The 21448-nt window shown below is 56.1% G+C and carries 18 protein-coding genes; 10 read left to right on the top strand and 8 right to left on the bottom strand.

The features are described from left to right. Positions 1-269 precede the first annotated feature (269 nt). Positions 270-1034, top strand: a complete 765-nt coding sequence (locus ACRBB0_RS02260) for a WecB/TagA/CpsF family glycosyltransferase (RefSeq protein WP_431372772.1) — start codon at positions 270-272, stop codon at positions 1032-1034. Here ACRBB0_RS02260 and ACRBB0_RS02255 read toward each other — a convergent pair. Genes ACRBB0_RS02255 through ACRBB0_RS02245 form a run of 3 tightly spaced genes read right to left on the bottom strand, consistent with a single transcriptional unit; the run spans position 1025 to position 5396 of the window. Beyond that, positions 1025-1789, bottom strand: coding sequence for an SDR family oxidoreductase (locus ACRBB0_RS02255; RefSeq protein ID WP_431372771.1), 765 nt, complete (start codon positions 1787-1789; stop codon positions 1025-1027). The two genes, ACRBB0_RS02260 and ACRBB0_RS02255, sit on opposite strands and share 10 nt — an antisense overlap. Next, the gene (locus ACRBB0_RS02250) at positions 1786-3345 is read right to left on the bottom strand and encodes a GMC oxidoreductase (RefSeq protein WP_431372770.1); all 1560 of its coding nucleotides are present in this window, start codon (positions 3343-3345) and stop codon (positions 1786-1788) included. The genes ACRBB0_RS02255 and ACRBB0_RS02250 overlap by 4 nt, the downstream gene beginning before the upstream one ends. Further along, positions 3342-5396, bottom strand: a complete 2055-nt coding sequence (locus ACRBB0_RS02245; protein ID WP_431372769.1) for an acyltransferase family protein — start codon at positions 5394-5396, stop codon at positions 3342-3344. The genes ACRBB0_RS02250 and ACRBB0_RS02245 overlap by 4 nt, the downstream gene beginning before the upstream one ends. A gap of 192 nt (positions 5397-5588) precedes the next feature. Between ACRBB0_RS02245 and ACRBB0_RS02240 the strand changes: the two genes are divergently transcribed. Then, complete coding sequence (locus tag ACRBB0_RS02240; protein ID WP_431372768.1) at positions 5589-6095, top strand: serine O-acetyltransferase; 507 nt, start codon at positions 5589-5591, stop codon at positions 6093-6095. Here the strand turns inward: ACRBB0_RS02240 and ACRBB0_RS02235 are convergent. The 4 genes from ACRBB0_RS02235 to ACRBB0_RS02220 all read right to left on the bottom strand — a co-directional run bounded on the left by ACRBB0_RS02235 (position 6080) and on the right by ACRBB0_RS02220 (position 10110). Beyond that, the gene (locus ACRBB0_RS02235; protein ID WP_431372767.1) at positions 6080-6535 is read right to left on the bottom strand and encodes a pentapeptide repeat-containing protein; all 456 of its coding nucleotides are present in this window, start codon (positions 6533-6535) and stop codon (positions 6080-6082) included. The genes ACRBB0_RS02240 and ACRBB0_RS02235 overlap by 16 nt on opposite strands. Further along, the gene (locus ACRBB0_RS02230; RefSeq protein WP_431372766.1) at positions 6532-7125 is read right to left on the bottom strand and encodes a GNAT family N-acetyltransferase; all 594 of its coding nucleotides are present in this window, start codon (positions 7123-7125) and stop codon (positions 6532-6534) included. Before ACRBB0_RS02230 ends, ACRBB0_RS02235 begins: the two co-directional genes overlap by 4 nt. Positions 7126-7399: 274 nt before the next feature. Then, positions 7400-8704, bottom strand: coding sequence for a glycosyltransferase family 4 protein (locus ACRBB0_RS02225; protein WP_431372765.1), 1305 nt, complete (start codon positions 8702-8704; stop codon positions 7400-7402). 11 nt (positions 8705-8715) lie between these two features. Continuing rightward, positions 8716-10110, bottom strand: a complete 1395-nt coding sequence (locus tag ACRBB0_RS02220) for a hypothetical protein (protein WP_431372764.1) — start codon at positions 10108-10110, stop codon at positions 8716-8718. A gap of 231 nt (positions 10111-10341) precedes the next feature. Here ACRBB0_RS02220 and ACRBB0_RS02215 point away from each other — a divergent pair, with 231 nt between their 5' ends. The 8 genes from ACRBB0_RS02215 (at position 10342) to ACRBB0_RS02180 (ending at position 20822) form a co-directional block, all read left to right on the top strand. Then, a complete protein-coding gene (locus ACRBB0_RS02215) occupies positions 10342-11424 on the top strand; it encodes a glycosyltransferase (RefSeq protein ID WP_431372763.1) in 1083 nt (360 codons plus the stop codon). Between the two features lie 273 nt (positions 11425-11697). After that, on the top strand, positions 11698-13470 hold the full coding sequence (xsc, locus tag ACRBB0_RS02210; protein WP_431372762.1) for a sulfoacetaldehyde acetyltransferase: 1773 nt from the start codon (positions 11698-11700) through the stop codon (positions 13468-13470). 87 nt (positions 13471-13557) lie between these two features. Continuing rightward, positions 13558-14580 (top strand): phosphate acetyltransferase, encoded by a 1023-nt coding sequence (pta, locus tag ACRBB0_RS02205; protein ID WP_431372761.1) that lies wholly within the window; start codon positions 13558-13560, stop codon positions 14578-14580. Positions 14581-14791: 211 nt separating this feature from the next. Continuing rightward, positions 14792-15829 carry a YeiH family protein gene (locus tag ACRBB0_RS02200; RefSeq protein ID WP_431372760.1) on the top strand — a complete coding sequence of 346 codons (1038 nt, stop codon included), beginning with the start codon at positions 14792-14794 and terminating at the stop codon, positions 15827-15829. A 28-nt stretch (positions 15830-15857) separates the two neighbouring features. Next, entirely contained in the window at positions 15858-18689 is a 2832-nt protein-coding gene (locus ACRBB0_RS02195) for a molybdopterin oxidoreductase family protein (RefSeq protein ID WP_431372759.1), read from the top strand. Between the two features lie 94 nt (positions 18690-18783). After that, the gene (locus tag ACRBB0_RS02190; protein ID WP_431372758.1) at positions 18784-19533 is read left to right on the top strand and encodes a 4Fe-4S dicluster domain-containing protein; all 750 of its coding nucleotides are present in this window, start codon (positions 18784-18786) and stop codon (positions 19531-19533) included. Next, the gene (locus ACRBB0_RS02185; RefSeq protein WP_431372757.1) at positions 19533-20405 is read left to right on the top strand and encodes a dimethyl sulfoxide reductase anchor subunit family protein; all 873 of its coding nucleotides are present in this window, start codon (positions 19533-19535) and stop codon (positions 20403-20405) included. The genes ACRBB0_RS02190 and ACRBB0_RS02185 overlap by 1 nt, the downstream gene beginning before the upstream one ends. Before the next feature lie 81 nt (positions 20406-20486). Further along, on the top strand, positions 20487-20822 hold the full coding sequence (locus ACRBB0_RS02180; RefSeq protein ID WP_431372756.1) for a VOC family protein: 336 nt from the start codon (positions 20487-20489) through the stop codon (positions 20820-20822). Here ACRBB0_RS02180 and ACRBB0_RS02175 read toward each other — a convergent pair. Beyond that, on the bottom strand, positions 20819-21445 hold the full coding sequence (locus tag ACRBB0_RS02175; protein ID WP_431372755.1) for a DUF1523 family protein: 627 nt from the start codon (positions 21443-21445) through the stop codon (positions 20819-20821). The two genes, ACRBB0_RS02180 and ACRBB0_RS02175, sit on opposite strands and share 4 nt — an antisense overlap. Positions 21446-21448: the final 3 nt, after the last annotated feature.

The following is a 21448-nucleotide window of genomic DNA, read 5'->3' as shown; positions in this document are numbered from 1 at the left end:
CAGCCCAACAAGCACACCTTATTGGTCACAATATGCCCCCTTTCGGGCGCTTATTCGTACTGTCCATTCAGACACGTATACGGTCCCCACCATTTCGTTTCCGTGAACTAACCTTAAAAACATGGCCAGATTTCGGCAAAACCTGCCAATGATTGAAAATATGCGGCAGCGCGGCATCACCGTCACTAATTTTCACCGCGCTGTTGCTCATTTGGCACTTACGTTGGACGAAAAGAGCGTTATGTCAGCCCTATTGGGGAACGATTGCCATGGAATTTCAATTCGACGAGCGTAAAATCAGTGTAAACGTGCCCAATTGGGCCGTACTAGAGGCGCGCGTGACTGAAAGATTGGCGCAGCGCAAAGGGTTTGCGCTTGCGACGATCAACCTTGATCATCTGGTGAAATTGGGTGCGTCGCCTGAGTTTCGCAGCACCTATGCCGCGCAGGATTTTGTTTGCGCAGACGGTAATCCAATCGTGTGGATGTCTCATATAGCCGGGCGCGCCGTGTCTTTGATACCGGGGTCCGAAGCGATCTTGCCATTGGCTAAAATCGCTGCGAAACAAGGGGTTGGCGTGGCTTTGGTGGGATCAACAGACCCGGTCCTCAAAGCCGCGGCTGAATACTTGGAACGCGAAGTGCGCGATCTTGATGTCGTGTGCTGCATTGCACCGCCCATGGGGTTTGACTGCAAAGGGGCCGAGGCCGAAACCGTGATAGAACGCGTCGCAGATTCTGGCGCGCGCTTGTGCTTTGTTGCCATGGGGGCACCGCGCCAAGAAGAGTTCGCAGCCACCGGTCGCCGGGTCGCACCCGAAATCGGATTTGTCTCTATCGGGGCGGGCCTTGATTTCTTTGCAGGAACACAAAAACGTGCGCCACAATGGGCGCAAAAACTGCAAGTGGAATGGTTGTGGCGAATGCTGTCAAACCCGCAGCGATTGGCGGTTCGCTATTTGAAATGTATGGCGATTTTGCCGGGGCACGTCACACGGGCGGCGCTATTGCGAGTGCGCAAAGATCAAAGCTGACGCGGTTTTTGACGGCGCATTAGGATCAAGTCCTTGACCTTGCCCTTCAGGCCGCGCGGCTCAGGTAACTCCGACCCCATTTCAAAAATAGATCCACTCAGCGATGGGTCACACATCTGCGCCAGTTTTGCCCCCCATCTTGCGGCCTGCTCTGGGGGGAGACCGTCTGGAATACCCATGTCTGTTTTTAACATTCCCGGTAGCCAATCGCTTATTACTATTCTCGGAAAGCGATCACCCAGATCAGCAATCATCGCCCGTGTCAAAATCCGGGCGGCCCCCTTGGAGACACTATAGGCGGAACTGGACGGCAGCGGCCGGAGATCGGCGAAAGTTGCCACATTCAAAATCCGCCCGGTGCCACGGTCGACCATGTCCTGTAGGGCTGCATGGCTGCAATTGACCACGCCACCAAGATTGATTTGCATGGTTTTCTCAAAGCTCTCTGGTGTTTCGTCCAGAAAATCCCGATGCGGATAGACGGCGGCGTTATTGATCAACATGGCAATCGGACCATGGGCTTGGCGAAGCGCCATAAACCCTTGGGACACGGCCTTGGCATCGGAAATGTCCATCTGAATTGGGACGAAGTTTTCGCCCAAACCGTCTTGGGTGTCTTGCAGTGCGTCCTGTCGACGCCCCAATCCTGCAACGACAAAGCCCGCCTGGACCAATTCACGCGCCAAAGCCCGGCCAAGACCTGATCCGGCACCGGTGACAATGGCGATCCCGTCGTTGGGGGTTAACAAGTTCATTTGGCGTCCCTCACAATTGTATCGGCCACGCGCAACGCATTGGCGGCAATGGTCAGGCTTGGATTAACGCCCATTGAGGTGGGCATAAAGCTTGCGTCAACGACCCATAGATTTGCGATGTCATGGCTCTTGCAATTGGGATCAAGCACCGAGTCTTTGGGATCGGTTCCAAAACGAACAGTCCCGCATGGGTGGCCATAGTTTAGCTCAGGTGCCAGCCCAAGAAAGGCCCGTCTGTGGCCCCGCAATGCCCGCCGTATGGCCCGCCGAAACGCACGGCGGCGGGTGAGTAATTCGGGGTGAAAATCATAGGTGACAGCAAGCGTATCAGGCTGTTTCGGGTCGTAGACCACGCGATTGCCCGAATAGGGAAGATCCTCCATCAAACCCACAAAAATCTGCGCGTTGCCAAAGAGCCGATGCGCGATCGCAGCCGGAATGCGGGTTAAGTGGGCAAGGCCGGGCAGCTTGGCCAAAGGCGAGCGCGCCAGCATGAGGTTTAGGTAATGCACGATCTCACCATAAGAGGCCCGAATTCCCATGGCTTGTAGCGTTCCAAAACGATTGCCATCCCGAAAATAGAGGTCACGCATGGAAATCGCCTTGGTCGCGCCCGAATCCGGCGTGCCGGCCTTGGGCCAAAGTGCGAACATTTCATTGAGGTGGAACATCAAGTTGCGCCCGACCATATCCGAGCTGTTTCCAAGCCCATTTGGATGGCGTTCATTGGCAGATGCCAACAGCAATTTCGCCGACCCAAGCGCCCCCCCTGCCAGGATGTATCGCTTGGCATAAAGCGTCTGTATACCACCGTCGATTTCGGTTCTTACCCCGGTGATCTGGCCGCCGTCTTCAAGTAACTGCACCACTTTGGCCCGCGACATCAGCGTTGCGTGTCCTGTCTTCAAAGCGGGTTCAACCCCCGCGGATCGACCATCCATTTTGCACGGTTTGGGGCATTTTACTCCCAAACAATTGCGGCAACCGTCGATGCGTTCAATCCCGGTATGTGCGTGATAGGGGTGCATGCCGACCTTGGCCAAACTGGTAATCAGGCTGGCCTCGGCTTCGGTGTGCGCAGGCGGAGTGCGCAGGGGCTGGGGGGGCTCTTTGGACAACGGATCATTGCCGCCATAAACCCGAAACAACTGGGCAGCGCGACCAAACCACGGGGTCATCGCGTCAAAGTCAATCGGCCAGCCGCCGGTTGGATGCGGCCTCTCTGGCATGTTCTCCAGATCGTGCCTCTCGGGGCGTTCCAAAGTGGCGGCATAAAACGACGAAGAGCCACCGACACCGGCCCCCAATGGCGCATAAAACACCTGATCCTGCCCGTTCAGATTCAGATGAAGGGGCGTAGGCCACATGCCGCGTGTCAGCCGCGCTTGGGGGACGAAAATATCGGATAACCCGTTTTCTTCGTTCCTAAATCCGGCCGGACCTTGTTCCAGAAACAACACGTTGTGCCCTGCCTCGGCCAACGCGCGCCCGATGGTCCCTCCGCCGATGCCGGTGCCAATGACAATCGCATCCCAATGGGTTTTCTGAAGGGTCATTGCCCGGCAGTCTCAACAAGGGCCGATTGCCGGGTCACTGATGCGAAGACCGGAGTGAACAAATCCCGGACGCGTCGGGCCGCAGAGTTGGTGATGTGGTTATTGTCGAAATACTGGCCAATGTCGTCATGAATGGCGCTGCATGTGTCGGCGGTGCAAAACCGTGGCCAACTGTCGATCCAATGGATCGCTCCAGCTTCGGCCAAGGGCAACCATGGGGCATCGGAAATAGCTGCGCGAAGGGCCAGGGTGTCACGCGACATCACCGGTTCGGTCTTGGGGGTCGCAGCCAGCGCCATGCCTTGATGTGCAGCCTCGCGTGCGGCCAATTGGGCGCTATATTGTGCAATTTCAGGAGGTTGCCGCAGAACATACACGTTTTCAAATCGCTCGTTTAGGAATGTAACGGTTTCCCGCGCGGCACTGCTGATAAGTTGCGGTTGGGTAAGGGTCAAACGCTCAGCGCCGTCAGTTGGATGAATGTCGATGACATTCTCAGCGTCCAATCCGACACCGGTACCGGACACATAATAAGCCCAACGTCCGACCAATAAAACCGTCTCAAGGCTTTGCAATCGGGTGAAGCTTTGCTGGATTTGTAGGTTCGCTTGGGTGCAGGCGGTGTTTTGCGCCGGTGTCGCGGCGCTTTCGACTTTGCGCAGTCCAAAGAGTGGTGCACACCCTGCGCGCCAAATGATTAATCCGGGCACTCCGGCCTCATGTGCGGCCAAGTCCAGACCTTCTTTGAACGCGCGGACGTGGCTGTCGCCCCAAACGAGAACTTTGGGCGCACCTTCGGGGCCAATTGGGCAGACCTCAAGACCGTCCAATGGCAGATCATCCGCAATGTAGCATCGGCTCCAATCTTGCAAAAAGTCACCGGTGGCGGCGATGTGTGTGCGGGCCTCTGGACCAAAGCGATTGGGCAAGCCGTCGGTTTTAAAAATCCACCCAGCCAAAGCCAATGTCCCGAGCGAGGCTATGGCCATGGCGCTTAGGACGACACCTCCGGGTATGCCGCGGGCGCGTCGCACCGGGTTTTCGACAAACTTCCAGGACAGCCAGGCGATGGCCACCGACACCGCCATCCAAACCAACGCTTCAAGCAGGGTGCCGTCGTCACCGCGCAGATAGGTGCTCAAGGTATAAACCGGCCAGTGCCACAGGTAGAGCGAGTATGAAATCAACCCGAAAAACACAACGCGCGGGTGGCTCAACATCCGGTTGACGGGGTTTTGCCCGGTGCCATTTGCCAAGATCAACACGGTGCCAAGAACAGGCACGATCGCCAATATCCCCGGAAACATTGGCCCTGCGGGGATCAAGACAACTGACAAAACCAAAAGGATAAGCCCGAGCCAGCTCAGGGACGCATATCCGCGCCACTGCCTGCGGGTTTGATAGCCCCAAATCGCTAGCAACACGCCCGAAAGCATTTCCCAAGCCCGAAAGGGGAACAGGTAAAACGCGGCCATGGGATGGGTTGGCGTTGCTATAATGCATGCGGTTAGGGACAGCAGCCAACAGCCGATCAATGCCGCCAAAAGGCCACGACGGGAGCGCGCCAGCAATAAAATCAGCAGCGGCAAAAAGATGTAAAACTGTTCTTCAACAGCCAATGACCATGTGTGAAGCAGCGGCTTTTCTTCGGATGCGGCGTCGAAATAGCCAGCTTGGCGGAAGAAAAGAACATTAGATAAATAGACTGTGGACGCGATCGCGGCCTTCCCGAATTCGCGGTATTCAAACGGCAATAAGATCGCCCAAGCGACCGCGGCCGTGACCAAGACCATGACAAAAAATGCCGGGGCCAATCGGCGGAAGCGACGGACATAAAAGTTCGTCAACCAGATGCGCCCTGTGTGATCGTATTCGCGCCACAAAAGCCCGCCGATTAGAAACCCCGAGATGACAAAGAACACGTCAACGCCGACAAACCCGCCCTGAAGCGGGAGGCCGAAGTGGTACAAAACCACCGACAGCACGGCAAAGGCGCGCAGCCCGTCAATATCGCTACGATAGGGCAGGTTATGCGAGCTGTGTTGCGTCATACGAACCAGGCCCCAAGCCTGACAAAAAGCGCGATCATTCCATAGTCCTTCCGGATTCTCCGGGTGCCTTATGCCTCACCACAAGGGATTCGTGGCGCAGGGTGACGGCTAAGTGTTGCCATACCTTCAAGGATGGCTCAAATCTTGGCAGGAATTTGGCGTTTTCGCGGGCCGAGGGGAAACTGAGACAAAATGGTACAGGAAACAGGGGTTTCAGCAACCGATCCCGATTGGTCACGCGAAAAGATTGACCGGTTTTGGGAGCCGGGCAAAAAGATGATCCGCGCCATGCGCCGCTATCAGGCCACTCGCCAAAAAGGTGGTCCCTTGGCCAAGCTGGCATCGAAATACTGGGTGCTGAACCATCTGTGGTGGTCGACGATCTGCCAATCGGAATTGCATTTGACCACCGAAGTTGGTGGCGGTTTGCGGCTCACTCATCCGACAGGCATCATCATCCATCCTGAAAGCAAAATCGGCCCCAACTGCATGATCTTTCATCAGGTGACATTGGCCGGACCGGTGACTCTTGGTGGTCACGTTGATGTCGGGGCAGGGGCCAAGTTGATCGGGCCGCTGACGGTGGGTGATCATGCGGTGATCGGGGCGAATGCGGTTGTGACTGGTGATGTTCCCGCCGGGGCCACCGTCGCCGGAATCCCGGCGCGGGTGATCTCTTCTCCTCAATCGGGGGCGTAAATCATCCCACGTCGCATTGGGTGAAATCCGGCCGGAAAAACTGTTTCATCATCAAAGAACGCACCAACCAGGTTGGCGCGGTTCAAATTCGCCTTGGACAAGGTCGCCTCTTGCAACCATGCGCCCTTGCCAAACGCGTCGTGTCCCAAATTGGCGTTCCTGAGATCCGCCCCGACAAGCGACGCCTCTCGTAGATTCGCGCCACATAGATTGGCCCCAACCAAACAGGCCCCGTCCAGAGTGGCATTCCACATGCTGCCCCAATAAAGCCAGACATCAGTTAGATTGCGACCTTGCAGTTGCGCTTGATAAAGATCGTGTCCCGACAAATCGCACCCTTGCAAATCCGCGCCTGGGTGCCTTTGCGGAATGCATGCGATGACCGCGCCAAAGGTGTCGAGAATTTCAATTTTGGTGGGCTGGGAGCGCCCGCCGGTCAATTGCGCCCCCCCACCTGTCTCAAAAAGACGCTCGTCTCATCATTGCTTTGGGCCTCGTCAATCTCAAGACCAGCCTTTTCCAAAACCCGCGCCGAGGCAGGATTGGCAACATCAACACCGCCTTGCAACGTGAACTTTGGCCCTGTGGCGAGAGCCTCAACCAAACCACAGGCCATCTCGGACGCAAAACCCTTGCCCCAGCTGTCCTCACCAAACAAATACCCCAGATGCATTGGCCCATCTGTAGGGGCGTCAACCGGACGAAACAGGAACATCAACCCGGCGAGCCCGGTATCCGCTTCAACCAAATAGAGGGCGGCGCTTTGATCGCGTTGGGCAATCCAAGCTTTGATCGCATCGGGGCCTTTGGGCAGGTGCACCCGCTCAGGCAAATGCCGTAGAACCGGCTCCGTTAGCATCACCGATAGCGCCTCTTCGAGCGCTTGAAGCCTTCTGTCATCTCTCAAAACCGCGCGCCAAGGAGTGACGGACAGTCGAGCGGTTTGATAGCCATTGGGCAGTACAGACAAGCCTGCAGCCGCCGCATCCGTTTGTTTTCCTTGAGAGGTTTCAGTCGGATTATTGGTCATTGAGATATGTCCAGAGCGAGTGTGAGTTCCAAAATTCGAAAAATTTCCATAGCGGCTGTTATGATGGCCAGAGCCTGTCGCCGCGCCAAACCAAGGTGGGGTCAGCGTGGGCGCAACGCAACTCACAAGCCGTAAATTGCTCGAAAAGCGTCTTGTCACGCTCGTTCTCAATGATAAAGACCCGCCGCACGGGCGTTACGACAGGCCCGGATGGCGCAATCGCGTCACTCATATAGGAGGTCTCAAAGGGGGGGCAGCCCTTAAGACCTCAGTCTCAATACCCGAGACCTTCAAGCCTCTCGCCACCGAGCAAAGCGTCATAAACCTCCATGGTTTTTGCGCCCTTTTGCGCCCAGGGAAATCCCTCTTGGGCATAGGTCATAGCATGGGCGGATGTCTCGGCCATCGCTGCGGGATTGGTGGCACAAGCCTCCATTTCGGCCTTAAACCCTTCAACCAACCCGTCAAAATCCGCCATAGGAACACAGGCCCCACGTCCTTGCCCAGCCAGATCTCCGGGTGCCCCGTAGTCGGACACCAGAACATGGTTGCCGCACGCCATGGATTCGATCACGACGCCAGCCCCAAGTTCACGGATTGAGGGAAAGACAAAGGCATCCACTTGCCTCATCATATTCGCGACCTCGCTTTGGGTTTTTCGGCCATGCATGGTGACGCAGTCTTGCAAACCATGTTCATCAATCACGGCCTGCATGCGCTCACGCTCGGGCCCATCGCCGACCACATGCAAATGATGCTGGCGCAACAGCTCCGACTTTGCAAAAGCCTGCAAGGGCAGTTCTGGCAGTTTGTACGGCACCAATCGCCCGGCATAAAGAAAGTGAATTTTGCCATCCGTACTACGACTGCCTGCGGGTTTGGCCCCCTTAGCGTGGAAAATCTCCGGGTCAAAGCCGATTTCAGGAAAGGACACGATACGTGCATCTTCCACGCGGGCCAGATCTTTGCGGGTATGCGAAAACGCGCACAGCACGGCGGCGGCATCATCATAGGTTGAGCGCGCATAAGGCAGGTATTTGTAGAAATCCCGCAGACGACGCAGTTTTTCTTTTTCACGCGCCTGTTCCGCCACAAAGGCCGCTGGCCAGTCGAGATTGCCGTTTAGGGGGCCGATCACAAACGGCTGTTTCACCTTATGAGCCAGCCAACTTGGCAACGTCGGGGACATGGGGGTGATGCGATGCACAATATCAAAATGACCCGACCTGAGCTCTGATTTGAACTGGCGCCAAACGCCATGCTCAAAGGCCAGATAAGGAAGGTAGTTAAAGATCATGGATGTTGACCAACCGACCTCTTCGCCGCCGCGAATAAGCCGCGCAATCTTGAACATCGGCGAGGCGATCCATTCATTGTCGACGTAGACAATCCTTATGCCTGTAGGCTCAGACGTGGCGCGGTCTTTTTCGATGTTTTCGCGGTTGCGCACATGGGTTGCCAGCGTGACGTCGCATAGTTTGGCGATTTCCAACGCATATTTGTAGCCAACAATCGGCAAAGATGGCCATTCGGGATTGCACTCATCCGCGACCAAAAGAACGTTTGGTTTACCTGTCATTTTCGTCCTCGTTACATCACCGACTGCCATTTCAGCGCCGTGTTGTGTTTCGTCAGATTGAGCCGCTCGGCCCGGAGCTTCTCCGCATAACCGGTCAGAGCGCCGACCAGCACCCAAGTGAGCGGGGTCAGCGTTGCATTGGGGATCATGTCCAGCGCGTTAATGGCCAGCAAAAGGCTCATCGCGCCAACATAGGGCGAAATTTCGCGGTTTCCGGTCGCCGACATTTCCCGTCCCAACAACAAAAGCGGCAGCAACAAGAGGCCGAATTCAGCGATAAAGCCGACCCAGCCATAGACACCAATCACAATGATCCAGCGCCCGTCGGTCACCGTTAGGATATTGCCGGTGTTGGGGTCGAGAATATGGTTGCGCCCAAAGCTGCCCCAGCCAAAAACCGGTTTTATATACGCGCGTTCCAGCAAGGTGTTTTCGTTGTCGAACCGGAATTCAAGGCTTCCGGCACGTTGTGGGTCGATGGCGGCGGCTTGGGCCAGCATGCGCTCTTGAGGGATCAAATCTGCGCCCTTTAGGATCGGATAAGCGAGGGCAATCGTGCCAATTACGATGGCGACACGCACCTGCGCGCCGGGGCTGAGCACAACAACGAGAGGCACCAACAGCAGCATAAAGAGCAACGCCCCAAGCGATTTTGCCAAGACCAGCACGGCAGACAAATACAGCGCCGCGAGCAGGAATTTGAACCGGGGGCCTTTTTCGCTGCGCCACAACGCATAGGCCGAGATGACCGATGTCATGACAAAAAACGCGACCCACAAGCCATGATACAAGAAAACCACCGGGCGATAGCCGCCAGCACGGATCGATTGGCCAAACAGGTGCTGATAATACCCGTAAACCCACAGGTTAAGCTGAGGGGACAGTCGGATTTCGATAAGCATCAGCAGTGAATAAACCAACCCGCCAACCATCAGCGCCCAGAGTATTTCACGTTGCGCCCCGCCATTGGCAAGATGCTGGCGGGCCATCAAAAACGGCACGATGAGCAAAAACTGTTCGATTGGCAGCGCAAGGGCGTGTTTTAGGTTGTGGCCTTCGACACCGACCTGCCCGAAAAAGATTGCTTCTTCATTGTTTAGCACGGTCACAACCGGCGAAAACACGAAGGCAATAAGAAGCAGTTTGCCAACATGGCTATGGGGCAAAAGCGGCCCGTCATACCCGTAGCGCCACAGCGCAATCATAAAGGCCATCAGCGCTGGGATGTTGTGTTTGTTCAGCGGGGGCATCAACGGCAGGTCGAACACTGCCGGTGGTTCTGGCAAAAACAAATAGCCCAGCATCAGCGCCCAAATCAGCGCACGATCAGCCCGCAGCCGCCCATAAAGGGCAACCACCACCACTGGAAAAATCGCCAGTGCCAGAAAGGCAATCGGATTGGGCATCGCGTCGAATCGTCCCGTAACGGACCCCCCATCGGGCTCCGAATTCTGGTCAATCTAGCAGCCACTCAAGGCTAAGTCGCGACAGCATTGGTACGAAATCATGAAACCCGAAACAGTTTTCGCCCCAAGCGACCATTGTCCTCAAAGCCCTTGAAAAACTTGGTAAACGCGCCCCAATCCCGCCCGAAACATGCCGCACAAAGGCGTGGGACACAGAATTGGGGCATTCTCATGGCAAAGACAGACCTGCGGTTAGCCTATCTTTGTGATCGGACGTCCGCCGAGCACCTCAGCCTAGGGCATGCCAAATCGCATATGTTTGACGCCTTGTCGGCGCATGTGAGCGACGTGGTCGATATCCCGGTGTCAGAGGCTGGCACAAGGCTGCCTCGTCACGTCGCCAGCCAAATTCAGCGCGGCAATTTTGACGTGGTTTTTTGTGGTTTCACGCTGGTGCCGCTTCACAAACTCGATTTACCCCGTTCCACTGTGATCGCAGCAGCCCCCCATGCTATCAGAGGCTTGCCTGGACCGGCTGGGTTTAACCTGCGTTGGTTGGATTTTGGAATTCTGAACCGTCCGGTGACGCGTTGGCGGTCACGTCGAGACCGGGCTGCGCTCAAGGCACTTGATCTTATTTTGTGGCCGACCGATGACGTCTTGAATGCGGCGCAGTCACTTTTTGAGCTGTCGGCCACGCGCTCGTTTGTCTTGCCCTGGGGGGCGAATGGCTTTGGCGCTACGGCCTCGGTGTCAAAAATGATCTCTTATGTTGCGCCGGTGCAGTTGTTGTTTATCGGGCGTGATTGGCCGACATGTGGCGGTGCGGTCGCCTTCGAGACCCTGAATATCTTGCGAATGCGCGGAGTTGATGCGCGCCTGACCGTCATCGGTTGCATCCCGCCCGACACTCAAATTAACGAATGGATGACGGTGCATCCGTTTTTGAATTTGGAAATTGAAGACGAGCGGAACGCGTATCAAGACATTCTCTGTTGCGCCCATTTTCTGCTCCGGCCAACCGTCAAAGGGTATGGCTTCACATGTTGTGATGCCTCTGCCTGTGGCCTGCCGGTGTTGTGTTATCAGCTTGGACATACACCGGTTCGAGACGGGGTTAACGGCCACGTTTTACCCGTTGGGAGCTCGGCCGATCAGTTTGCCAATTGGGTGCTGTCTTACCTTGATTCTCCGGGCGCGTTTTTAGCTCTGAGCCGCACGGCGCAGATCGAATTCAACAAAAGCTTGAATTGGAACGTTTGGGGCCAAAAAACAGCCGAGATTCTTGCGGTGGCTTGCCAATCTGTGCGGTAGATCCCCTAAAATCGCTTGTTTCAGGGGATTTTGCTCCATTTAGCCCTGACAAAAGCCGGAATTTTCAAAAATTTTTTAGCCTCGCCTAACTGGCTAAACCCCCGTATTGGTCTATTATTTCTACATAATGAGATAAAAAGTCTCATTAATAATGACTTTTGGATGTATCGTCGGTCGCCTTCTGGACCTATTGGGCAGCGGGTCTCAAGACTACGATGGCTCCAAATCACGCCGGCCCAATTTGGTCGGCGTCCTTGTCTTGGAGATGCACACATGAAAATGACAACCGAAGAAGCCTTTGTTAAGGTTCTGCAGCGCCACGGAATTGAACATGCATTTGGTATCATCGGTTCCGCCATGATGCCAATCTCTGACCTGTTTCCACGGGCTGGCATCAGCTTCTGGGATTGCGCCCACGAAGGGTCTGGCGGTTTCATGGCCGACGGCTACACCCGTGCCACCGGCAAGATGTCGATGATGATCGCGCAAAACGGCCCCGGCATCACCAACTTTGTGACCGCGGTTAAAACCGCCTACTGGAACCATACGCCTTGTTTGCTGGTCACGCCTCAGGCGGCCAACAAAACCATTGGTCAGGGTGGTTTTCAGGAAATGGAACAGATGCGCATGTTCGCAGACTGTGTCGCCTACCAAGAAGAAGTGCGTGATCCATCCCGCGTTGCCGAAGTTCTGACCCGTGTTATCGCACAGGCCAAACGCGCCTCAGCCCCCGCACAGTTGAACATTCCGCGTGACATGTGGACCCAGATCGTCGACATTGAAATCCCTGAACCGATTGAATTTGAACGTTCTTCCGGCGGATCTGATTCCGTTGCTCAGGCCGCAAAAATCCTGTCCGAAGCGAAAAACCCTGTTATCCTCAACGGTGCGGGTGTCGTTCTGTCTGCAGGTGGTATTGACGCCTCGATCAAATTGGCCGAGCGTCTCGATGCCCCAGTGTGCGTTGGCTATCAGCACAACGATGCCTTCCCCGGCAACCACCCGCTCTATGCTGGCCCCCTTGGCTACAATGGTTCCAAAGCCGGGATGGAGCTGATCAAAGACGCGGATGTGGTCCTCGCCCTTGGCACGCGTTTGAATCCCTTCTCGACGCTGCCTGGCTACAGCATGGAATACTGGCCCGCGGATGCGAAGGTCATTCAAGTCGACATCAACCCAGATCGCATTGGCCTCACGAAAAAGGTCACTGTTGGGATCGTTGGTGACGCCGCCAAAGTCGCCAACGGGTTGTTGGAGCAGATGAGCGATACAGCTGGTGATGAAAACCGTGCTGATCGCAAGGCCAATATCGCTCAGCGCAAATCGGCTTGGGCGCAGGAATTGACGTCTTTGACTCACGAAAACGACGATCCGGGCACCAACTGGAACGAACGTGCCCGCGCGGACAAGCCCGATTGGATGAGCCCGCGTATGGCATGGCGCGCGATCACCGCCGCCTTGCCGAAAGAGGCGATCATTTCCTCGGATATCGGCAACAACTGTGCAATCGGCAACGCTTACCCCTCTTTTGATCAGGGGCGTAAATATCTGGCCCCAGGCCTGTTTGGCCCCTGTGGGTATGGTCTTCCAGCGGTTGTTGGTGCCAAAATTGGTCAGCCAGACGTTCCTGTCGTTGGTTTCTCTGGCGATGGTGCCTTTGGAATCGCGGTGAATGAGCTGACGGCGATTGGTCGTGGCGAATGGCCTGCCGTGACGCAGGTCGTCTTCCGCAACTATCAATGGGGCGCGGAAAAGCGGAATTCGACCCTTTGGTTCGACGATAACTTTGTCGGCACTGAGCTTGATGAACAGGTGTCTTATGCCGGTATCGCCAAGGCCTGTGGCCTTCAAGGTGTCGTTGCCCGCACAATGGATGAGCTGACCGCCGCGCTGGACAAGGCGATCAAGGATCAGAAAGAGGGTAAGACCACCCTCATCGAAGCCATGATTAACCAAGAACTGGGTGATCCGTTCCGCCGCGACGCCATGAAAAAGCCCGTCGAAGTGGCTGGTATCTCTGCCGATGATATGGTCCCGCAAGGCTAAGCGGATCCAACGCTCACCCCAAGACAACCCTTGGGGTGAGTTTGCGCTGCCGCATTTGGCAGCATGGCCAATTTGGGAGGAGCGGCCTTGATTCTAGACCAAATCATCGACAGATCGCGCGCCGCTTGCCCGCATATTGTGTTGCCCGAAGGTGAGGACCGCCGCATCGTCGAAGCCGCTGTCCGAGCGGTTCAGGACGGTGTTGCAAACGTGACGCTCCTTGCGTCTCCCAGCGGTTTCGCAGCCGCATCGGAGGGTGTCCAAGGCGCTGAGGCTCTGACCGTCGTTGATCCGGCCACCTCGGACAAACAGGCGGCCTATAGCGCGGCTTATCTCCAACTGCGCCGTCACAAGGGTGTCGATGAACAACAAGCGCGTCAGGCCATGATTGATCCGCTTGGCTTTGCGGCCATGATGGTGCGATTGGGAGATGCTGATGGCACCCTTGGCGGTGCTGTTGCGACAACGGCTGACACGGTTCGGGTGGCTCTTCAAGTGATCGGCAAAGCGCCCGGCATCGATGTCGTTTCGAGCTGCTTCTTGATGTTGCTCGGCGCTCCGCATGAACGCGCCGTGATCTTTGGTGACTGTGGGTTGATCCTACAACCCGGAGACGCAGAGCTGGCAAATATTGCCATTTCTTCGGCGCAATCTCTGGAATCCTTGACGGGCGAAGAGCCTCGGGTTGCGATGTTGTCGTTTTCAACAATGGGAAGTGTGACCAAGGACGCGCATGAATCCTTGGCGCGCATCGAAAATGCTGTCACGTTGATCCGGGATCGGGCTCCCAACCTCAAGATTGATGGCGAAATGCAGTTTGACGCGGCTTTGATCCCCGAAGTTGCTCTGTCCAAGGCCCCAGATTCTGAAGTCGCGGGCCAAGCCAACGTCTTTGTCTTCCCAAGCCTCAGCGCCGGTAACATTGGCTACAAAATTGCACAACGGATTGGCGGGGCGATCGCGCTGGGTCCGATTTTGCAAGGCCTGGCGCATCCGGCAAATGATCTATCCCGCGGTTGCAGCGCTGATGACGTTTATCAGATGATTGCGATCACCGGTGCGCAAGCGGCGTCAACGGTCTCAGACCAGTCAAACAAGGGGTGCGCATGATGCCCCCGCGCTGGATGCTGGCCCTTATGAAGCCGTCCAACACGCCCAAATGCCGATTAATGACACGAATTGATCCATCGTGTGTTTCTGCCCCTTATGGCCTAGCCTCTCTGGGGCAGGTGCCAAACCGTATCTGGGCAACTTGAAACGCTCACACTCGACTATGGATATGGCTAATCCCGTGCCGTTCCACCCTTGAAAGGCCAGCCAAATGGCGGACACACAGACATCTTTCCTTGCGCCCTTCAGCGTCTCAAACCTGACCGAACAGACCAGGGTTATGTTTCCCGGCGTGGCTGTGTCCGTGTTGGTTGCGGTCACGGCCAAGTTTCTGTCTGAACACTATGCCACACCGGCAATGTTGATGGCCTTGCTTCTTGGCATCGCCGTTGCCTTCCTGTCCGAAGATGAAAAAGCCGCGCCCGGCATCGCCTTTTCCGCCCGGACGGTCCTGCGGGTTGGGGTCGCGTTTTTGGGCGCGCGGATTAGTGTGGATTTGCTGGTGGGGCTAGGGGCCCCTTTGATCGCGCTGGTCATCGGTGGCGTGTTGGCAACAATTGCTTTTGGTCTCGCGATTGGGCGTCTCTTTGGCCACAGGTGGCGGTTTTCGCTTTTGACCGCAGGCTCGGTTGCAATTTGTGGGGCCAGCGCAGCCATGGCCTTGGGGGCAATCCTTCCCCGCGATGAACGCTCAGAGGAGCGATTGATTTTCACGGTGGTCGGCGTCACCGTTTTGTCGACATTGGCGATGATCCTCTACCCTATCCTTGCCAAAACGATGGACATGAACACAACCGAAGCCGGTGTTTTCATCGGTGGCACCATCCATGACGTTGCGCAGGTGGTCGGTGCGGGTTTCTCGATTTCGGTTGAAACAGGCGACACCGCGACATTGGTTAAACTGATCCGCGTGGCAATGCTGGCCCCTGTGGTTTTGGTCGCATCCATCGCGATCCGCTCAATGGCCGAGGCCAATCCGGGCCAGAAGCGCCCGCCACTTTTGCCGTTCTTTGTTCTGGCCTTTTTGATCCTCGCAGGTCTGAATTCCGCCCATCTCATTCCGGGCTTTCTGGCCGAGTTCCTGAGCCAGGCCTCGCGCTGGCTCTTGCTCATAGCCATTGCTGCCGTGGGCATGAAAACCAATCTTAAACAGGTGCTTGGTGTCGGCATGGCCGCCATTGCCCTGATCGTTGTCGAAACACTCTTTATCGGGGCCTTCATCCTGATTGGGATACGATTAATCACCTAAACGCAAACCGCAGCAAAAAGGGCGCCAGATGACATTCCAGCCACCTGAACTAGACACGAGCCCCAAGGTATCTGACGAGATTCGTCAAACAACCTGTTACATGTGCGCCTGCCGCTGCGGGATCAATGTGCATATGAAAGACGGCAAGGTCGCCTATATCGAAGGCAACCGCGATCATCCCGTCAACAAGGGGGTCCTCTGTGCCAAAGGCTCGGCGGGTATCATGCAGCACAACGCTTCGTCACGCTTGCGCGCGCCTCTCAAAAGGGTCGGTCCCCGCGGCTCGGGCGAGTTCGAAGAGATCAGCTGGGACGAGGCCTTTGAGATCGCCGTGTCTCATCTCAAGCCGTTGCGCGAAAACGCCCCCGAAAAGCTGGCTTTCTTTACGGGACGGGATCAATCTCAGTCTCTGACAAGCTTTTGGGCGCAAAGTTTTGGCACCCCAAATTATGCGGCGCATGGTGGGTTTTGCTCAGTCAATATGGCGACGGCTGGCATCTATACGATGGGCGGTGCGTTTTGGGAATTTGGTCAACCCGACTGGGAACATACCAAACTGTTTATGATCTTTGGTGTCGCCGAAGATCATGACAGCAATCCGATCAAGGCGGGCATTGGCAAAATCAAGGCGCGTGGTGCCAAAGTGATCGGCGTGAACCCGATCCGATCTGGCTATAACGCCGTCGCCGATGAATGGGTTGGTATCACGCCGGGTACGGATGGGTTATTTATCCTCGCCATAGTTCATGAACTGCTCAAAGCTGGGCGTATCGATCTGGATTATCTGGCGCGCTACACAAATGCGCCAGTATTGCTGGATTGTGATCCAAAATCCGAAAACTATGGGCTTTTCCTGCGCGATGGCGATGGCAAGCCGCAGGTGATTGACCGCAACACCAAAGAGCTCGTCGCCTTTGATAAGCCTGGCATTATGCCTGATCTCACCGGTCACATTCGTCGGGCCGGGGTGACGCATCATGCGGTCATGCACCGGATGGCCGAGAAATACCTCGATCCGCAATATGCGCCCGAAGCCGTGGCCGAGCGCTGCGGTATTCCGGCGGCGCGCATCCGGGCGTTGGCGGCGGAATTGGCGCGGGTAGCCTTTGAAGAACCGATTGTTCTTGATCAGGAATGGACGGATTTTCGCGGTGAAACACATGCAAAAATGGTTGGCCGCCCGGTGTCTTTCCACGCGATGCGCGGGATTTCAGCCCATTCGAACGGGTTTCAAACCTGTCGGGCGTTGCATGTGCTGCAAATCCTGCTTGGCGCGGTCGAAACGCCTGGCGGTTATCGGTTCAAACCGCCCTATCCCAAACCCGTCGAAGCCCACCCAAGGCCGCATTGTGGCGTCACGCCCGGCGCGCCCCTGGATGGCCCGCATCTTGGCTTTGTCCTTGGTCCCGAAGACCTGATGATCAACAAAGACGGCACCCCGGCGCGGATCGACAAAGCGTTTACTTGGGAAAACCCCATGTCGTCGCATGGTTTGATGCATATGGTTATTGCAAATGCCCATGCCGGTGACCCTTACAAGATCGACACCCTTTTCTTGTACATGGCCAATATGTCCTGGAATTCGTCGATGAACACGTCTGGCGTTATGAAGATGCTGACGGACAAGGATGAAAACGGCAATTACGTCATTCCCAACATCATTTATTCCGATGCCTATAGCTCGGAAATGGTGGCCTATGCCGACCTGATCCTGCCCGATACCACCTATCTTGAGCGACATGATTGCATCTCGATGCTGGACCGCCCGATTTCGGAACCCGACGGGGCCGCCGATGCGATCCGATGGCCGGTTGTCGAACCTGATCGTGACGTGCGTGGTTTTCAATCGGCCTTGATCCAACTTGGGGCTAAACTTGGCCTGCCGCATTTCGTCAAGGACGACGGGAGCCCGAGATACGCCGATTACGCAGACTATATTATCAATCACGAACGCAAACCCGGCATTGGCCCGCTAACCGGCTGGCGCATTGGCGAAGATGGCCCAAGCACTGGCCGTGGCGCGCCAAACGCGGCGCAACTTGACAGCTACATCAAAAATGGTGGCTTTCACGTCCATCACATTCCTGACGGGGCCACCTATTTCAAACCGTGGAACACATCCTATCAGGATTGGGCGGTTGATCTTGGCCTTTACGATGCCCCGGCCCCCTATATCTTTCAGCTCTATTCGGAACCGGTGCGCAAATTTCAACGCGCCGCCGAAGGCATCGGTGCGCATCAACCCCCCGAGCATCTCCGCGACCGTCTGAAAAAAGTCATGGACCCGCTGCCAATTTGGTACGAGCCGTTCGAAGGCACCATGGTCGATCCCAAGCGGTATCCGGTTCACGCGCTGACGCAACGCCCGATGGCGATGTATCATAGCTGGGGCACCCAAAACGCGTGGCTACGTCAACTCCACGGCCGCAATCCGCTCTATCTGCCGACCAAACTGATGCGTGAACACGACCTCAGCGATGGTGATTGGGCGCGGGTCAGCTCGGCCCACGGGGAAATCACGGTTCCTGTGATGGAAATGGCGGCGTTGAATGAAAACACAGTCTGGACGTGGAACGCCATTGGTAAACGCAAGGGGGCTTGGGCGCTTGAACATGATGCGCCCGAAGCCACCAAAGGTTTCCTTCTCAACCACTTGATCAATGAACTCCTACCGCCCCGCGGTGATGGACAGCGCTGGGCCAATTCCGACCCAATCACGGGCCAAGCCGCTTGGTTTGACCTCAAGGTGCGTATCGAAAAAACCACCAGCCCCGCCGACCAAAGCCAACCCGGTTTTGCGCCACAAAAGTCCCCCGTTGGTACCGGCCCCAAAGAGCTTCGCTGGAAGGTGGGCAAATGATCTTACCCTGCCAACATACCAAGAACACTCTGGGAGGTCGGCGTCTGACCCCCATGCGCCACATTGCAACATACCCAAACCCGGAGGCCCACCCATGACCTCACTTCCCGAAACAACACAACGCAAGCTCGGCCTGGTCATTGATCTTGATACCTGCGTTGGCTGCCATGCCTGCGTGATTTCCTGCAAAGGCTGGAACACCGAAAACTATGGTGCGCCGCTGTCTGATCAAGACCCTTATGGCGGTGATCCTGTTGGCACCTTCCTCAACCGCGTTCACAGTTACGAAGTCCAGCCGGATCAAGGCGCGGCACAACTTGTCCATTTTCCCAAGTCTTGTTTGCATTGCGACGATGCGCCCTGTGTCACCGTCTGCCCGACCGGAGCCAGCTACAAACGCGTCGAAGACGGCATTGTTTTGGTCAACGAAAGCGACTGCATCGGGTGTGGCCTTTGTGCATGGTCTTGCCCCTATGGTGCCCGCGAACTTGATGCTGCCGAAGGGGTGATGAAGAAATGCACCCTGTGCGTCGACCGCATCTACAACGAAAACCTGCCCGAAATAGATCGCGAACCGGCATGCGTACGGACTTGCCCCGCTGGTGCGCGCCATTTTGGGGATTTTGCCGATCCCGACAGCAATGTGTCCAAGCTTTCGGCCGAGCGCGGCGGCATGGATTTGATGCCCGAACTCGGCACCAAACCGGTCAACAAATACCTACCGCCCAAACCCAAGGATACCTGGGAAGGCGAAGTTGACGTATTGGCTCCATGGCTTGACCCTGTCGCATCTGAGCCGCAGGGCTTCCTCGGGTGGCTCGACAAAGCTTTGGAGAAACTCTGATGCATCCCGCACCTTCCGTCATCGTTTTCACCACTTTGTCGGGGCTTGGCCTTGGCTTGTTGTTCTGGCTTGGTATTGACCCCGATCCCAATCGCGGCTGGGTCGGCTTTACGTTCTTCCTCATCGCGTTTGCTCTGACTGTCGGTGGGTTGCTGGCATCGACGTTTCACCTTGGTCATCCCGAACGCGCGCTCAAAGCCTTTAGCCAATGGCGGTCTAGCTGGCTCTCGCGCGAAGCATGGGCCGCCGCCGCCGCCCTAACTCTGATGGGGCTTTATGCGTTTTTCCTGATCATCCTTGGCATCCATATTCCACCGCTTGGCTGGTTGGGTGCCTTGGCTTGCCTCGCAACTGTTGGCACAACCTCGATGATCTATACCCAGCTTAAAACGGTTCCGCGCTGGCATCACTGGTCAACCCCGGCCCTGTTTTTTAGCCTCGCCCTTGGTGGAGGCGCACTTTTGGCGGGTAAGATTTCGATGGCGATCTTCTTGATCGCGGTGGCGGGCGGCGTTCAGGCCTATTGGTTTTGGCAAGGGGATCAACGGTTTTCCGACGCGGGCTCTGACATTGGGAGCGCCACCGGCCTTGGGTCGCGCGGCAAGGTGCGCGCCTTTGAACCGCCCCATACCGGGACCAACTATCTGCTCAACGAATTTGTCTATGTGGTCGGGCGCAAACATGGTGACAAATTGCGCCTGATCTCGCTGGGGCTGATGGCAGTGCTGCCGCTGTTGATCTTACTAACCAACCCGCATCATCTCATGGCAATCCTTGCGGTTTTGTCCCACCTCACCGGGGTTGTCGTGGCGCGATGGTTGTTCTTTGCGCAGGCCGAACATGTTGTCGGGCTGTATTACGGCAAACGATAACAGCGACGTGATCCGCCGATGCTTGTCTTGTATCGCGATGTCCCTAGAGTCCGCCACCACAGCGACTCTTGGGGCAAGGTGATGAAATTCAACCATATTGGCATTCCGACAACCGGGCGTTTTGACGGAGAAATCCCGCTGCCAAAATTGGCAATGACGGTCAGCGACCACAAGAACAATCCGTTCGGCATTCAGTGGCAGCGCTATGACGAGGACGCGCCTTACCCTGATCTGGTCAAGTCGATTGCCCATGTCGCGTTTGAGGTCGAGGATTTGGCCCAAGCCTTGCAAGGCCATAAGATCATCATCGAACCCAATAGCCCGATTCCCGGCCTGACAGTCGCGTTTGTTGAAGTGAACGGAGCCCCGGTTGAGCTAATGGAAGTCAACCGAGACATCTGTTCAGAAGATATTTAGCGGGCAGGTTTGTCGCTGCTAAAGGTCTCTTTCAACCAATCACCGCCATCGTCGATCTTGTCTTCGACACTTTGGACCACAGGCGCGATGCGCTTGGCCTGAAAGCGTTTCCAGCGCACTCGGATCGCCCAGAAAATCGCAAACAGCGTGACCAATATCGCGATGTTCATCCAAGGAATGATCCGCACGTCGGGGCTGTCCACTTCACGCACTGAAACGGCGTTGGGAAAGATCGTTATGAACTCGTTGCGCCACCCATAGTGGCGTATTGCAACCCAGCGCGGCGCGTCGGACGACGACTTGAGATCACCGGCCTCGGCATAGAGGTTCGAGGTGTCAAATTTGAAATAGGGCGGCCAGCTCCACCCGGTATCTTCGTTGCGATAGACCATGATGTTGCCATCGGCATTCACAGTTTGGATGAAAAACACATCGCGCGTTGGCAAAGTGCCATCGGTTCCAACATCGGCCTGCGCCCAGAACCAGCTGTTTTCACCGGGATCGACCCGCTTTTCATAGGTGTCCGTGATACGAACGATGTCGTTCTGAGGCAGGGTATAATGTAAAAAGGCCAGGACAATGACCCAAAACGTGATGATAAAAGCCCATTTGACATATGCCATAAC

Source organism: Pelagimonas sp. (assembly GCF_050633425.1).
Taxonomy (GTDB): Bacteria; Pseudomonadota; Alphaproteobacteria; order Rhodobacterales; family Rhodobacteraceae; genus Pelagimonas.
The sequence above is the reverse complement of the archived record's forward strand: the minus strand, read 5'-3'. Positions and strand labels throughout refer to the sequence as shown.